The sequence below is a fragment of the Kaistia defluvii genome (genome assembly GCF_026343955.1).
Classification (GTDB): Bacteria; Pseudomonadota; Alphaproteobacteria; order Rhizobiales; family Kaistiaceae; genus Kaistia; species Kaistia defluvii.
In genome coordinates, this window is sequence record NZ_JAPKNI010000007.1 from 93,337 (window position 1) to 108,022 (window position 14,686).

12 protein-coding genes and 1 pseudogene are annotated in these 14,686 nt (G+C 64.7%); 7 read left to right on the forward strand and 6 right to left on the reverse strand.

Annotation, left to right across the window (positions count from 1 at the left end; translation table 11 throughout):
- Positions 1–54 precede the first annotated feature (54 nt).
- Entirely contained in the window at positions 55–1,266 is a 1,212-nt protein-coding gene (locus OSH10_RS17595; protein ID WP_266333248.1) for a GNAT family N-acetyltransferase, read from the forward strand.
- Here OSH10_RS17595 and OSH10_RS17600 read toward each other — a convergent pair whose 3' ends face one another.
- Complete coding sequence (locus OSH10_RS17600; protein ID WP_266333250.1) at positions 1,267–3,408, reverse strand: GumC family protein; 2,142 nt, start codon at positions 3,406–3,408, stop codon at positions 1,267–1,269. It lies immediately after the preceding gene.
- Positions 3,409–3,595: 187 nt separating this feature from the next.
- On the opposite strand from OSH10_RS17600, the gene OSH10_RS17605 reads away from it, so the two are divergent.
- Positions 3,596–4,159 (forward strand): polysaccharide biosynthesis/export family protein, encoded by a 564-nt coding sequence (locus OSH10_RS17605; RefSeq protein WP_266333251.1) that lies wholly within the window; start codon positions 3,596–3,598, stop codon positions 4,157–4,159.
- 5 nt (positions 4,160–4,164) lie between these two features.
- On the forward strand, positions 4,165–5,370 hold the full coding sequence (locus OSH10_RS17610; RefSeq protein WP_266333252.1) for a glycosyltransferase family 4 protein: 1,206 nt from the start codon (positions 4,165–4,167) through the stop codon (positions 5,368–5,370).
- Between the two features lie 61 nt (positions 5,371–5,431).
- Here the strand turns inward: OSH10_RS17610 and OSH10_RS17615 are convergent, their stop codons facing one another.
- Together OSH10_RS17615 and OSH10_RS17620 are read right to left on the reverse strand one after the other, a co-directional pair.
- A complete protein-coding gene (locus tag OSH10_RS17615; RefSeq protein ID WP_266333254.1) occupies positions 5,432–5,782 on the reverse strand; it encodes a VOC family protein in 351 nt (116 codons plus the stop codon).
- Positions 5,783–5,858: 76 nt separating this feature from the next.
- Entirely contained in the window at positions 5,859–6,644 is a 786-nt protein-coding gene (locus OSH10_RS17620; protein WP_266333255.1) for an AraC family transcriptional regulator, read from the reverse strand.
- 160 nt (positions 6,645–6,804) lie between these two features.
- Here OSH10_RS17620 and OSH10_RS17625 point away from each other — a divergent pair, with 160 nt between their 5' ends.
- Both OSH10_RS17625 and OSH10_RS17630 read left to right on the forward strand, forming a co-directional pair.
- Positions 6,805–8,304 carry an undecaprenyl-phosphate glucose phosphotransferase gene (locus tag OSH10_RS17625; RefSeq protein WP_266333257.1) on the forward strand — a complete coding sequence of 500 codons (1,500 nt, stop codon included), beginning with the start codon at positions 6,805–6,807 and terminating at the stop codon, positions 8,302–8,304.
- A gap of 8 nt (positions 8,305–8,312) precedes the next feature.
- The gene (locus tag OSH10_RS17630) at positions 8,313–9,572 is read left to right on the forward strand and encodes an O-antigen ligase family protein (protein WP_266333258.1); all 1,260 of its coding nucleotides are present in this window, start codon (positions 8,313–8,315) and stop codon (positions 9,570–9,572) included.
- Positions 9,573–9,591: 19 nt separating this feature from the next.
- Here the strand turns inward: OSH10_RS17630 and OSH10_RS17635 are convergent.
- The 3 genes and pseudogenes from OSH10_RS17635 to OSH10_RS17645 form a co-directional block, all read right to left on the reverse strand.
- Positions 9,592–10,581: pseudogene (locus tag OSH10_RS17635) on the reverse strand (Gfo/Idh/MocA family protein); the annotation flags it as partial.
- Between the two features lie 45 nt (positions 10,582–10,626).
- Positions 10,627–11,133: an NUDIX hydrolase gene (locus tag OSH10_RS17640; protein ID WP_266333259.1), complete on the reverse strand. Its 507-nt coding sequence runs from the start codon at positions 11,131–11,133 to the stop codon at positions 10,627–10,629.
- A 687-nt stretch (positions 11,134–11,820) separates the two neighbouring features.
- Positions 11,821–12,510, reverse strand: coding sequence for a LysE family translocator (locus OSH10_RS17645; protein WP_266333261.1), 690 nt, complete (start codon positions 12,508–12,510; stop codon positions 11,821–11,823).
- 87 nt (positions 12,511–12,597) lie between these two features.
- On the opposite strand from OSH10_RS17645, the gene OSH10_RS17650 reads away from it, so the two are divergent.
- A complete protein-coding gene (locus OSH10_RS17650; protein WP_266333262.1) occupies positions 12,598–13,221 on the forward strand; it encodes a TetR/AcrR family transcriptional regulator in 624 nt (207 codons plus the stop codon).
- A 60-nt stretch (positions 13,222–13,281) separates the two neighbouring features.
- A complete protein-coding gene (locus tag OSH10_RS17655; protein ID WP_266333263.1) occupies positions 13,282–14,499 on the forward strand; it encodes an MFS transporter in 1,218 nt (405 codons plus the stop codon).
- Positions 14,500–14,686 lie beyond the last annotated feature (187 nt).

A 14,686-nucleotide genomic window follows, 5' to 3' on the forward strand; every position in this document is an offset into this window, starting at 1 on the left:
TACGATAGGTTGATACCGTCACGAGAACTTATGGGAAGCATTGGAATCCTACGCATGGACGGGGCAGACGCGCAGGCGCCGGCAAGCAGCATCGCTGTTGCGGATCTCGACATCGCTGTCCACGCCTCGCCGCGAGAAATCGCCGGGGACTGGCGCGCGCTGGAACACGCCCTGCCCGTTTCCGTTTACCAGAGTTTCGACTGGATCGACTGCTGGATCGAGACAGCGACGGCGCCGCAAAGGATCCGGCCGGTTATCGTCTCGATCCGCCATGGGACGCGCCTCGTCGCGGTCCTTCCGCTCGGCATCGAGCGTGTCGGCCCGTTGCGGGTCGCGCGGTTCCTAGGCGGCGACCATGCCAACATCCGCATGGGCCTGTTCGACCCCGACTTCGCCGCTGCGCTCGACGGGCGATCGACACCGGATCTGTTGCGCGCTGTGGCGGGACGAATTCGAAGCATCGACCTTTTCGACCTGGACGCCCAGCCGATCGCATGGGCCGGTATTCCGAACCCGCTCGCTGTTCACACGCATGCGACCCAGGCCCGTTGCGACGTTGGCATGATGCGGCTGGAAACGGATTTCGCCTCGGTGCTCAAGGCGCACAGGGGCGCCAAGAAGGGCAAGAAGCACCGGTGGCAGGCCAACACGCTGGAGCCGGTCGGGGGCTTCACCCTACGCCGCGCCGGATCGCAGGCAGAAGCGCTGGCGATCCTGGACAGCTATTTCGCGCAGAAGGCGGCCTGGTTCCGCAGCCAGGGAATCGCCGACAGCTTTGCCGAGCCCGGTGTGGCGGACTTCTTCCGCGCGCTTGTCAGGCGACGCTGGAGCGGCGGCGAAAGCGCGCTGATCGAGCTCGACGCGTTGGAATTCGATGGCGGCATCCGTGCGATCCTTGGCAGCGGGACGCAGTCCGGACGGTTGAGCGGCTATTTCATGTCGGTCTCGGACGATGATTGGCGTCGTGTCAGCCCCGGCGAACTGATGCTCTACGAAGTGATCGCCGCGAGCTGCGCACGCGGCCTCCAGGCGCTCGATCTCGGCCGCGGCGACGAGCGCTACAAGGCCTCCTGGCTCGACATCAACGAGCCGCATGTCCGCGCCATCATCCCCGTCACGCCGGCTGGCCGTGCCGCCGCAGCCTTGCTGCGCCTTGCCGACAGGACCGAGCGCGCGGTTCGCGGCAATCCGAGGTTGTGGAAGCTGGCCAAGACGATCCGGCGCTGGCGCGGCCGAGACGAGAAGACACCCGCCGACGCCGAGTGATCAGGCGACAGCGGCCTCGGGCGTCGCATCCTCCTCGTCGGCGGACGGCGCCGTGGCGATCAGGACCATCACCTCGGCGGAGGTTGCGGCCTTCATCGCTTCCACGGCGCTTGTCGCGCCTGCATCGTCGGCGTTGCCTTCGGTGACGAGGATCACCGCGCCGGCCTGCGGCGCCATCTGCAACGCCATGTCGGCATCGGCATCGAGCAGGATCTGGTCATAGGTCTGATCGAGCGCTTCGAGGATGCTGACGAAACGCTCGCCCTTGGCGGCCTCGGGCTCGAACTCCAGCAATCCGTGCGGAATGAGATGGGCGCGGGAACGGCGGTCGCGGAAGATGACCTGCGCGAACGAGGCAATTCCCGCGAAAAGGTCAGTCAGTCCCGGCAGACGCTCGCCCGCCGCCATCGCCTTGCTGTCCGCGCCATCGGCATGGAGATCGATCAGCAGCACGCGGTTGCCCCGGCGCGACAAAGCGCGGGCAAGGGCCACGGCTGCCAGAGGCCGCCCTGACGCATCCGGCTCCGGCATCGAGACCAGGACCCGGCGGGCTTTCGAGTCGACGATATGGTCGACGATCGAGTTCAGCGCGTCCTGAGTTTCGGCGCTCAAAACGCGTCCAAGCGCCGGTCCGGCCGTAACCAGGGTCGGCACGACCTCCGGGGTCGCTTTGTTCCAGCGCTTCCGGTCCTCGACCGGATCGGCGGCGAGCGCGGGCGGCGGCGGCGGCTCCACGGAAATCCGGCGCAGCGCCCTGCCCGAGGTCAGTTCGCGGATCAGGATGATGGCGATGGCGAGAAGAAGAAGCGCGATGGTCGCCGCCGCCGTGATCGGCAGCTTCTTCGGGAAGGCCGGCTCCAGCGGCACGGCGGCGCGCGAAATGATGCGGGCGTCGGCCGGCAGATAGTTGCCATCCTGGCGGGACGACGCTTCGCGGTAGCGCTTGAGATAGCTTTCCAAGAGATCGCGCTGCGCCGTGGCTTCCCGCTCCAGTGCGCGCAGTTCCACCTCATCATTGTTGGTCTGGCCGGTCGCAGCCTTGGCGCGCGTCAGATCCTGGCCGATATCCGCCTCACGGGCCCGCGCCGTCGCCGCCTCGCCTTCCAGGCTCTGCAGGATCCGCGTTACCTCGCGGCGCACCTGTGCGTCGAGGTCGGCAAGCTGAGCGTTCAGTTCCCGGAGGCGGGGATGCGCCGGCAGCAGCGTCGCCGACATCTGCGCGATCTGCGCGCGGAGCGCGACCTGCTGTTCGCGCAGGCGCTGGATCAGCTGGGAGTCACGGACATCGGGGACGTCCGGAGTCGTGCCGCTGCTGAGGCTCTTGCGGACTGTCGCCGCCTTCGCTTCGGCCGCGGAACGGGCCGCGACCAGCCGCGCCAGCTCGGCGTTGAGGTCGTTCAGCTTCTGCTGTGCCAGCGAGGTGTTGTTCTGCCCGCCGGAAAACAGGCCGTGCTCGGTACGGAACGCCTCGACCTTGCCCTCGGCCGTCGTAACCTTGGTGCGCAGATCCGCGATCTGCGATTCGAGCCAGCGGGTGGCGTCGGCATTGGTCGACCGGCGCGCCTCGCGTTCCAGCGCGAGATACTCATCCGCGACCGCGTTGGCGACCCGGGCCGCGAGCTGCGGATCGGTCGACGAGAATCCCACCGTGATGACTCGGGTCTTGTCGATCGAGAACACGTCCAGCTTGTCCGCGAAGCGCTGCAAGACGCGCTCTTCGAGCGGTCCTTCTGCTACGGGCCTGCCCAGGCCCATTCGCACCAGCATCTGGTCGAAGGACGGCAGGAAACGTGGCTTGTTGAATTCCTTGAGCGAAGCAAGCCCAAGCGAATCGACCACCGTTGTCGCGAGGTCGCGCGAACCGATGAGCTGGACCTGGCTGGCGACGCCCTCCGAATCGAGCAGCGCCCTTACCTCGTCCGCCCCGGCGCCGGCACGGGTGATCTCCGATTCACCGCTTTCGATCAGGATCTTCGTTTCAGCCGTATAGCGCGGCGTCACGAAATTCAGGCCGATATAGAGTGCGCCCGCAAACAGAACCGAACTGAGCAGCAGCCAGGGCAAAGCGCGAAGCAGCGCGCCAAATAGCGCGCGCATGTCGAGCTCGACATCATCGATCTGCCCCGAGCGGCCATCCGTCATAATCGCGTCAATTCCCCTGCCGACGCGCCATCATCGAAAATCAGGGTAACCACCGCGTTAACTCCGGCCGCGATGCAGTTAAGACACCGGAGGAGGATGGCTCGATTGGCGCCAGACTTTACGTGGCATTAACCATGACCGACGACAGTCCGGTTACAGATTCTCTTGCCAGCCGGACGCCATACAGATGCGATTCTTTCTTTTCGTAGCGACCCTTATTGGCGCTGCCTTGCTCGGCGGCTGCGCCAGCCCCTACCCGCCCCAGGATCCTGCGACCTACAAGGCGCTGATTGCTCCCTATCGCCTCGACAGCGGCGATCGCCTGCGTGTCGTCGTCTTCGGCCAGGCAGATCTTACCAACAGCTACACGATCGATCAGGCCGGCTACATTTCGATGCCGCTGATCGGCGCGGTGGCGGCCCGCGGCCGCAGCACGCAGGAAATGGAAGGCGACATCGCCGCCAAGCTGCGCAAGGGCTTCGTCCGAAATCCGGATGTATCCGTTGAAGTCGATCGCTATCGGCCTTTCTTCATCATGGGCGAGGTCACCAGCGCCGGCCAGTATCCCTATGTGAATGGCATGACGGCCCAGACGGCGGTCGCGATCGCCGGTGGCTTCACGCCACGCGCCCAGCGCGCAGACGTCGATGTAACGCGCCAGGTCAACGGAAAAGTCACCACTATCCGGCTATTGCCGACGCAGCCGATCTTCCCCGGCGACACCGTCAACGTGCGCGAGCGCTTCTTCTGAACCAAATGACCGAGCAGCCGGACGATTCTCATGCGCGCGGGGGCGCCAAGCTCAGGATCGTCCACTGCTTCCGATCGCCGGTCGGCGGCATCTTCCGACACGTCCGCGACCTCGCCGAGGCCCAGGCCGCCGAGGGGCACAGCGTCGGCATCGTCTGCGACTCCTCCACGGGTGGCGCGCGCGAGGAAGAACTGATCCAGGCCTTGCTGCCGCACCTCGAACTCGGGCTGCACCGGACGCCGATGAAGCGTCACGTTTCGCCTTCCGATCTCCTCGCCTTCCTGCGGCTGTTCCGCCGCATCAAGGCGCTCAATCCCGATATCCTGCATACGCATGGCGCCAAGGGCGGCGTGTATGGGCGCGGTATCGGCACGCTCTTGCGGGTCTTTGGTTCCAGCGTGGCTCGCATCTACTGTCCGCATGGCGGAAGCCTGCACTACGACGCGGCGACGCGCTCGGGCCGGCTGTTCTTCCGCATCGAGCGCCTGCTCGAGACGATGACCGACGCGCTCATCTTCGTCAGCGATTACGAGGCGCGCGCCTATGGCGAGAAGGTCGGCCCTCCCCGCAAGCCCTGGCGGATCGTCCCCAACGGCATCCGCGAGGAGGAGTTCGAACCCGTCGTGACCCGGCCAGAGGCGGTCGATTTTCTCTATATCGGCATGATGCGCGACCTGAAGGGGACCGACGTTTTCATTGACGCCCTGGCACGGCTGCGCGATTGGCGCGGCATCGCGCCGACAGCCGAGATCGTCGGCGATGGGCCTGAGAAGGCGCGTTACCAGGCGCGCGTCCAACGCCTTGGCCTGGCGGCGACGACCCGCTTCCATCCGGCCATGGCGACGCGTACCGCCTTCGGCATGGCGAGGATCGTCGTCGTGCCGTCGCGGGCAGAATCGATGCCCTATGTCGTGCTGGAGGCCGCCGCGGCGGCCTGCCCCCTCGTCGCGACGCGGGTCGGCGGCATTCCGGAGATCTTTGCCGCCGAGCAGCATCGCCTGGTCGCTCCCGGCGACATTGCCGCGCTCGCCGAAGCCATGGGGGCGCTTCTCGAGGAGCCGTCCCGTGCGAAGGCGGAGGCGGAAAGGTTGCGCGAGATCGTCCACCCCCGCTTTTCAATCCAGCATATGACCGCAGTCGTCGGTGCGCTCTATGGCGATTGCCGCCCCCGGCACCCGGAGGCATCCGGCAGCCGGAGGCCACGGCTCTAGTTCGCGCGCGACGCCTGAAGCCGTTGCGACGGCGGCTTGGTTTCGTGCGAAGCGACTCGCTTTAGCGCTCGGTCCACACGGCCAGTTCGTAGCCATCCAGATCGGTGAAGTGGAATCGGCTGCCACCGGGAAAATCGAATGTCGGCGTGGTGATGCGCGCCCCTCCGGCTTCGATGCGCCTCTGCGTCTCCGCAAGATCGTCGGCGTAGAGGATGATCAGCGGCCCACCCGGCCGGGGCGTTCCGGGCGTGAAGCCGCCTGTCAGCCGGCCATCTGTGAATTCGCAATAGGCCGGACCGAACTCGGTGAAGGTCCAGCCGAAAACCTCGCCGTAGAAGGCCCTGGAGCGAGCGATGTCACCCACGGCGAATTCGATGTTGTCGATCTGTCGATCCTTGCCGCGTATTCCCATGTTTCATTCTCCCGTGCTTGGAACGTGAATCCTTCTGACCGACGGGACGGCGCCGCGTCTTGGACAAAACCGCCAATCACCGGGAAAGCTGGCGCAGGAACGCCCCGGCCGACATGCCGCAAAGGGACTGGACCTCACGGCTGAGGTGGGCCTGATCGGCAAATCCCGCCTCGACCGCCAGCGCGGCAAGGCTCGCGGGCGGCGATCGGCGGGCCATCGCCTGGAAGCGCTGGAACCGAAGAATCCGGTCGAGCATCTTCGGGCCGTAGCCAAAGTGCTCGCGGCTACGCCGCAGGAGGGTTCGCTCGCTGATGTCGAGGCGCTCGCGCAGCACCGCGATCGGTTCCGCAGTACCCAGCCCCTCGCCCAGCCAAGCGAACATCCGCTCCGCGACGGGGTCCGGGGCCGCGACCGAAGGCGACAAGGCACGCAGTCCGGCCAGCAAGGCCCGAGCCGTCTGGCCGGTCGATACGGCATCGGCCATCGGCTCGACAATTTCACCCAAGCGGCGGACGCTCCAGATGTCGGCGAGATCGACCGAGCGCCCAACCAGTTCCGACATGGGCAGGCCGAGCCAGCGCGCCGCCGCGCCCGCGCGAAAGCGGGCTCCCAGGACGATGGAGCCCGCCGCCAGGACGGGCCTGGCAACGGTGATGTCCGGACCGGCGACGAGCAGCCGCCCGTCCCGCCAGACGAGGTCGATGCAGCCATCCGGAACAACATCGACGGGGCCGTCCGAGGTGGTGGCCGCGCGATGGATCCAGACGCATCGGAAATGATCCCTCAGGGCTATCGGCGGCGCCACCTCGCGATAGAAGCCGGCGCCGTCGGCGAGCTGGTTGGTGTCCGGATAGTCCTTCATCGCCGCATCCCGTTTCGCTGACGCCGTCGAGCGGCATGTCTCTCCAGCCCCCTTAGCCCGAAGCTCAGCCTTCGTCGATTGGCGATGCGGCACTTCGCGGCAAAGGTTTGTTAGCGCTCGACCGCTACTCTGCTGGCAGCATAGATAATTTGGCCAGGTCATGACGTTCGATCCTCAACTGCGCCTCGCCCGGAATGCGATGCGCGGTTCCTTGAACGACCACGCACTCGCGGTCGCCGACAGTCTCTCCACAGAGGCGATATCGCCACGCCTTCTGGCCGGCGCGATCCAGGTCATCGAGGCCGTTGCCCTGCTCGTCATCGGCGTGCTGTCGTGGTTCCTGTCCTCTCCGGGCATCGCTTCGCTTGGCTGGGGCGAGACCATGCTGGTTATCGCCGCGCCGGCGATCGCCATCCTCGGCATTCGCTGGATCGGCGGCTATGCCGTGGCGGCGCTTCGCGATTACCTGCCGATTCTCTCGCGTATCCTGATTGGCTGGGGCCTCACCATCGCCATCGTCGCGGCCGGCAGCTTCTTCTTCCAGTTGGAGACCGATGGCCGGCGAGCCTGGCTCGGCATCCTGTTCCTGACCGGTGCTGCGTTCTTCATCCTGGAGCGGGTCACGGTTTCCGCCCTGGTCGAGCGCTGGACCAAGGAAGGGCGATTGGAACGCCGTGCCGTCATCGTCGGTGGTGGCGAACTGGCGGCGGAACTGCTGGCGGCACTTGGCGACCCGAGTTCCACCGATGTCCGCATCTGCGGCCTGTTCGACGACCGGAGCGACGATCGCTCGCCGGAAGAGGTTGCGGGAGTGCCCAAGCTCGGCACGGTCTCGGAACTTGTGGAGTTCGCCCGCCTCGCCCGCATCGACCTGCTGATCGTGACCTTGCCGATGAGCGCGGAAGGTCGCGTCCTGCAACTGCTGAAGCAGCTCTGGGTTCTTCCGGTCGACATCCGCATCTCGGCCCTGGGCACCAAGCTGCGCTTCACGCCGAGGTCCTACTCCTATCTTGGCCCAGTCCCGCTGATCGACCTGTTCGATCGACCGATCGCCGGCTGGAACTCGCTGCTCAAGCGCATCTTCGACATCGTCTTCGCGACCATCGCGCTGATCCTCCTGTCGCCCGTCATGCTGATCACGGCCATCCTGATCCGCCTGGGCAGCCCCGGACCGGTGCTGTTCCGTCAGCAGCGCTACGGCTTCAACAACGAGGTCATCGATGTTCTCAAGTTCCGTTCGATGTACCATCACATGCGCGACCCTTCGGCCAAGATCGCCGTCACCAAGGGCGACCCGCGCGTGACGCCGATCGGACGCTTCATCCGCCGCACCTCGATCGACGAGCTGCCGCAGTTGGTGAACGTGCTCCGCGGCGAACTCTCGCTGGTCGGCCCCCGACCGCACGCGGTCAACGCGCATACCGAGAACCGGCTCTGGGACCAGGTGGTCGATGGCTACTTCGCCCGTCACAAGGTCAAGCCCGGCGTCACCGGCTGGGCGCAGATCAATGGCTGGCGCGGCGAAGTCGATACGCCGGAGAAGATCCGTCGCCGCGTCGAATTCGACCTGCAGTATATCGAACGCTGGTCGGTCCCGTTCGATCTCTACATCCTGATGATGACGCCCTTCTCGCTGATCAACGCCGAGAACGCCTATTGATGCGCGTCGTGACGAGGCCGAGCGCGATTCCGGCGGGCATGGTCGCCAATGCGACCATCGGCAGCCTCGTCTTCCTGAGCGGCTTCGTCCTCTATGAGCCGGCCCCGTCCGACCTGCTGCTTTGCATCGTCGTCGTGATCTGGGCCTTTCTCGGGCTGAAGCTCAGCCGGCCGATGCTGCCGATGATCACGCTGATGCTCGCCTACCAGGCCGGCGGCCTGCTCTCCTTCACCCAGCTCAAGGTGTTCGTGAACCCGTCGATCTACATGGCGACGACGGCGTTTCTGATCATCTCGTCGATCTTCTTCGCCGCAGTCATCCAGGTCGATACCGAAAGGCGATTGCGCACGATCGAGAAGAGCTACATCGCGGCCGCGATCCTGTGCTCGCTGATCGGCATCCTCGCCTATTTCGGCCTGATCCCCTATGCGCACCTGTTCACGCTCTATGATCGCGCCAAGGGGGTGTTCAAGGATCCGAACGTTTTCGGGCCCTATCTCGTCCTGCCCCTGGTCGTGCTGACCCGGGCGGTCCTGACCGACCGGCTGAAGAACTCCTTCTGGCGCATGGCCGGCATCTTGATCCTGCTGGCCGGCATCTTCCTGTCCTTCTCGCGCGCCGCCTGGGGCCTGGCGATCTTTGCGCTATTGCTGGTGACGCTGCTCGCCTTCCTGACCGAGCCGCGCCAGGGCCATCGCCTGCGCATGCTCGCCTATATCGCCGGCGGCATCCTGGTCGTGGCGCTGCTGCTCGCGCTGCTCCTGTCGATCCCGGTGGTGCAGGACCTATTCGCCCAGCGGTTCAAGCTGGTGCAGGAATATGACGGCGGCCGGCTCGGCCGCTTCGAGCGGCACATCATCGGCTTCTTCATGATCCAGGAGAAACCACTCGGCCTCGGCCCGTTCGAATTCGGCAAGATGATGGGCGAGGACGAGCACAATATGTGGCTGAAGGGCTTCACCGCCTATGGCTGGCTCGGCGGCTTCTCCTACATCGCTCTCGTGATCTGGACGCTGGCGATCGCGACGCCGCTGGTGTTCCGGAACCGGCCCTGGACGCCATTCATCCAGGGCGTCTATGCCGTCTATCTGGGCCATCTGATGATCCACAACGTCATCGACAACGACCACTGGCGGCACGTCTTCCTGATCTATGGCCTGCTCTGGGGCATCTATGCGCTGGAATGGAAGACGCGGCGCATGGAGCGGCTGCGGCCACAACCGCCGCCGCTCATTTTCGGCCCGGTTGCACTGCCGCGCGCCACCTGAGCCACGTCACGCCAGTCCGCTAGAGCGTGACCACCTGGTGGGTCTGGATCGACTCGTCGGCGGCCAGCACGATCTTCAGGCTTTTCACGCCATCGTTCATGTGATCCGTCAGGTCGAGGTCCTCCTCGATCGCCTTCAACAGATAAAGCTGCTCGCGCTCGCACAAGGCATTGTGATCCGGCTCGTCGGAGACGTCGATGCGCTCGTCCGGCCTGCTCATGTCGGCATAGTGGCGAAGGATCTGGCTGGTCTTGGTGTGGGCGTTGATGTCGTCCGACTTCACGCCCGCATTGTTCTCGGCCATGACGATCGAGGCCGAGCCCTTCGGGCCGAACACGTCCTTCACGAAGAAGGCCTGCTCCGAAACCATCGGCCCCCAGCCGGCCTCGTACCAGCCGACCGAGCCATCCTCGAACATCACCTGCAACTGGCCGTAATTGTTGATCGGCACTTCGTCCGTCAGCCGTGCGCCAATGGCGTGCACGCGCACCGGCTTGGCCGAGGTCATCTGGCACATCACGTCGACATAGTGCACGCCGCAATCGACGATCGGCGGGAAGCTCTGCATCAGCCGCTTGTGCCACTCCCAGGTCTCGCCATTCGACTGCTGGTTCAGATTCATGCGGAACACCAGCGGCGTGCCGAGTTCGCGCGCGATCTCGATGAACTTGATCCAGCTCGGGTGCTGGCGAAGGATATAGCCGATCACCAGCTTGCGATTGGTCCGCTTGGCGACTTCGACGACGCGCTCGGCGTCGGCGGCCGAGATCGCCATCGGTTTCTCCACGAAGACATGCGCGCCCGCTTCCTCGACCGTCGAGGCGATCGGCTTCTCCAGGAAGACGTGCTTACCCGCCTTCAGCGCCGCGACGGCGGGGCCGACATGCTGGTCCCACATCGTGCAGATCGACACTGCGTCGATCTCGGGATCGGCAAGCAGGTAGTTGTAGTCGGCATAGGTCTTGGCGACGCCGAACTTGGCGCCCATCGCGGCAAGGCGATCCGGCTGGAGCTTGCAGAGCGCATCCGGCCCGACGAGTAGCTGCCGGCCCTCTCAGCGCCTGGGCTGTCCGTCGGCATGGCCGAGCAGCCGGCCATCCGCCTGGACCTCGCGCAGCAATCGGCCGAGTCCCTCATCCGAAACCAGGTCGATCGCTTCGCTGAGATTGCACCACCGGCGCTTGCGTTCGCCGCGCTCGCGCCATTGCAGCAGCGTGCCGCGGACGCGCAGCGCGAACATCGTGACGATGCAGTCGACGGTCGACTGGTCGCGAAGGATCTTTTCGTAATTGTAGGACCCCAGCACACGTTCATCGACGTCGCCGATCACGCCGGCCTCCTCGAAGGCTTCCGTGGCAGCGCTCTCGGGCGCCGTTCGTCCTTCGGCAAGCCAGCCCTTGGGGAACAGCCAGCGGCCGCGCTCACGCGACGTGACGAGCAGCACGCGGATGTCGCCATGCTTGTTGCGGCGCCACGGCAGCGCGCCGAACTGCTGGAAGGAATCGCCGTCTTCGATCGGGGTCCGGCGCCGGGAGGGCCGCTCCAGGATCAGCTCATCCATCAGGACAGACCTCCGGGACGCGCCTGTACCGGCGAGGAAGCCCCCGAGTTGGCGCGCATGATCAGGTGCCGCCAAGACGTCGCGGTCGCATGGGAGGTCAGGAAGAACGAAAACTCGAACATGAAAGGCTCCGGCTACGTGCACTGCACGAGACATTGGCCGCAAATCGACGATCTGGGGTCCCGGAGTGGAAGAACTGCGCGGTATTCAGCTCGACAAAATGCCACTCCGGGAGAAATCGCGCGTTTTCCCGGACAGCCTGGCAACAAAAAAACGAATCATCATAGACATGATGAAACTCATAATCCGCGATTCTGACTCAATTATGATTCACTCTAGGAAGAAGCAGCCGCCGCCACAAGGAATATGTCGAGTCCGCTGTTCTGCGCCAGCGACGGATGCCGACCCAAGGTCGATCCGATGTAGATGTGATGCCGTCATAAGGTGCATCTGAATAGAAGCCGGGCCCAATATTTGCTCATCCGGCCCCTGCCTGTCATTCACCTTGGACCGCGTATCCGTTGCGAGGCAAGGTCGGTCGGGGCCGCTGCAGAGTGCGGAAACACCGCTGTGAGGTGGCCAGCTCGATCGTCTGTCAGGATGCGGACGCATTGCGCGGCGTGGCGGCTCCGGTACCTGCGCCGGTACCAAACTGCCGAGCGACCGGTGGTGCGCGCCGCGCCGGGCTTACGACTTGAATGCGAGCACGCCGCCCGCCGCGATCATCGCGCCGCCGGCCACGCGTCGGGCTGCATGGCGGAAGCGCCATTCCTTCGAAGCGAGTGCGATCCGTCCAGCGGCCATGGCGTAGGCAATCTTCACGCCCGCGACAGCGACCACTGTGATCGCCGAGATCGCAGCGATGTCGACAATCGTCACGGCGGATAGATCGACCAGGACTGGAAACAGTGCTGCGTAGAACAGGATGGCCTTCACATCCCCGAGCGTCAGTCCAATGCCCGCCGCGAAACTGATCCACATGTCTCCGGCAGTTTCGTCCGGCTGCGGTCGGTACAATGCGGGCGAGGCACTGCGGATCAGGCTCAGCCCGAACCAGACGAGATAGGCTGCCGCTGCGTAGCGGAGGATCGCAAAGAATGCGCCCATCGCCTCGGCTATGGCGGCCAGCCCGACAACCGCCAGGGCGACGAAGATCAGATCCCCCACGGCAATGCCGATGGCGGCGGCGATTCCCTGTCGTGTTCCATGGGTGGCCGACCTGATCACGACCAGAGCGACGCTCGAACTGGGCAGGGCGGCAAGAGCCACCATGACAAGAAAAAGCGATACCGAGCTCAGGAGGGTCATGATGGTCCAGACTCCGGGAAATGCTCTCAGCCCGCACAAAATACTGGCTCTGCCGGCCGCGGCTGACAAGAGCCGTATCGTTTGCCGGTCGAAGCGAATGGATGATTGCGTATGATGGGCCGTGGACTTGCAACACCTGGGAAGCCGATATCCTGAATGACACAAGAGACACGCACCAGAATTGTTGAGGCAGCTGAGACACTGTTCTACGAACACGGGCTGCGCAGCGTCAGCGTCGATGCGATTGCCGAACGCGCGGGCGTGACGAAGCGCACGCTCTACTACCACTTCTACAGCAAGGATGCGCTGATCGCCGCGTATCTTGAGATGCGGGACAGGTCAACGGTCGAGCGCTATCGCGGCTGGTTGGGAAGGCCTGCCCTGTCCATGCCGGAGCGCATCGTGATGATGTTCGCCGCCCTGGCCGACCATGCCGGAAAACCGAGATGGCGGGGCTGCGGCTTCACCCGTGCAGCGGTCGAACTGGCGGGACAGCCGGGCCATCCGGCCGTGCAGATGGCGGCGAAACACAAGCGTCGGTTCGAAGCGTGGTTGGAACAGGAGTTCCGAAGCGGCGGGATGGCCGAGCCGCAGAGGCTGGCGCGACAGGTCGCGCTCCTGATCGAAGGCGCCATCGCGCAGATGTTGATTCATGGGGACGTGTCTTATGCAGTAGCCGCAGGCGAGGCCGCGGCCACACTCGCTTCCGGAGATGCCGGGCATCTGAGGCGGGCTTCACAGCCTACAGGGCCAGCCGGGGAACCCATGTATACCGACTAGTGAGTACCCATTCTTCGATACGACCTTAACGTCGGCGGCCTCTCAAGGAGGAGCGCGTCGATGTCGAAGTCAGCCACCGGGCCCTGGACACCAACCCTTTTGATATCGCTTGGGGCAGCAGGTCTGATCCTGTCGCTTTCCATGGGGCTCCGGCAGAGTCTCGGCCTGTTCATGGAACCGATGGTGCGTGGCACCGGCATCACGGTAGCGACGTTCGGGTTCGCCATGGCGGTACAGAACCTCGCATGGGGCATCGGTCAGCCCTTCATTGGGGCGATATGCGACCGATTCGGCGGACGTCTCGTTGTTGCCGCTGCCGCTGTCCTCTATGGCGCAGGCCTTTACATAACCTCTTCGGGCGGCCCGGTCGGGCTCTATCTCGGCGGCGGTCTCTTGATCGGATTTGCGGTGGCAGCAACCTCCCACGGTGTTCTGGTCGGCATCATATCCCGCCTTGCCGCACCGTCGGTTCGAGCGACCGCCATATCCATCGTCGCGGCGGTCGGTTCGCTCGGGACATTCATCGTCGCACCGACGGCACAGGCTATGATCGACAACTGGACGTGGCAGGCCGCGCTCGGCGGCATGGCGCTTCTCGCGGCATCGATGGTCGGAATCGCCATGCTGTTTCGGCGTGGTGAGATCCAGGCAACGGGAAGGGAAGGCGCGCCCCAGCCCGACGCGCGCCGCGCTATCGCCGAGGCTCTTGCCAATCGCAGCTTCATCATCACGACGCTGGCTTTCTTCGCCTGCGGATTCCAGTTGATCTTTATCGCGACGCACCTGCCAAACTACATCGCGCTCTGCGGACTGCCGCCTTCGGTCGGGGCGAACGCGCTGGCCCTGATCGGTCTTTGCAACGCGGGGGGCACGCTCGTCGCAGGCTATCTGTGCCGGCGTTGGGGAAATGGCCCGGTGCTCGCGTTGATATACTCGTTGCGCACGATCGCCATTGCCGCGTTTCTCATTGTTCCCGTCAGCGTCGAGACGACCCTGCTCTTCGCTGCCGCCATGGGCTTCTTGTGGTTGAGCGTCGTTCCTCCCGTCAGCGGGCTCATCAACGGCCTGTTCGGCCCGGCCAACTTCGGGGCCTTGTTCGGCGTGATGTTTCTCAGTCATCAGGTAGGGGCATTTCTTGGCGCCTGGCTCGGCGGGCTGAGCTACCAGTTCAGCGGCGGCTACTCGGTCGGCTGGCTATCCCTGATCGTTGTCGGAACGACGGCGGCAGCGCTGCAGCTCTCGGTCCGAAACGATGCGCCCAGGCTATCGGAGAGGTGATGGCAGACAACACTTGCAACGTTGAAGACTTCGCGATGCAGCCAGATGACACATCATCCCAGGCTTCCCGCTCACAGCCGGGCATGAGCACCGGACTATCGCGAACCATCTCACGAGCGCTGTTGATGCACCGCAGTCGCGGATCGCTGAACTGCAGAGGTCGCTAACCGGTCCCGAAACAGTACGT

What these genes read in the sequence shown, in the direction of transcription:
- OSH10_RS17595 (WP_266333248.1), top strand. Translation starts at nt 55, where the DNA reads ATGGACGGGGCAGACGCGCAGGCGCCGGCAAGCAGCATCGCTGTTGCG.
- OSH10_RS17600 (WP_266333250.1), bottom strand. Translation starts at nt 3,408, where the DNA reads ATGACGGATGGCCGCTCGGGGCAGATCGATGATGTCGAGCTCGACATG.
- OSH10_RS17605 (WP_266333251.1), top strand. Translation starts at nt 3,596, where the DNA reads ATGCGATTCTTTCTTTTCGTAGCGACCCTTATTGGCGCTGCCTTGCTC.
- OSH10_RS17610 (WP_266333252.1), top strand. Translation starts at nt 4,165, where the DNA reads ATGACCGAGCAGCCGGACGATTCTCATGCGCGCGGGGGCGCCAAGCTC.
- OSH10_RS17615 (WP_266333254.1), bottom strand. Translation starts at nt 5,782, where the DNA reads ATGGGAATACGCGGCAAGGATCGACAGATCGACAACATCGAATTCGCC.
- OSH10_RS17620 (WP_266333255.1), bottom strand. Translation starts at nt 6,644, where the DNA reads ATGAAGGACTATCCGGACACCAACCAGCTCGCCGACGGCGCCGGCTTC.
- OSH10_RS17625 (WP_266333257.1), top strand. Translation starts at nt 6,805, where the DNA reads ATGACGTTCGATCCTCAACTGCGCCTCGCCCGGAATGCGATGCGCGGT.
- OSH10_RS17640 (WP_266333259.1), bottom strand. Translation starts at nt 11,133, where the DNA reads ATGGATGAGCTGATCCTGGAGCGGCCCTCCCGGCGCCGGACCCCGATC.
- OSH10_RS17650 (WP_266333262.1), top strand. Translation starts at nt 12,598, where the DNA reads ATGACACAAGAGACACGCACCAGAATTGTTGAGGCAGCTGAGACACTG.
- OSH10_RS17655 (WP_266333263.1), top strand. Translation starts at nt 13,282, where the DNA reads ATGTCGAAGTCAGCCACCGGGCCCTGGACACCAACCCTTTTGATATCG.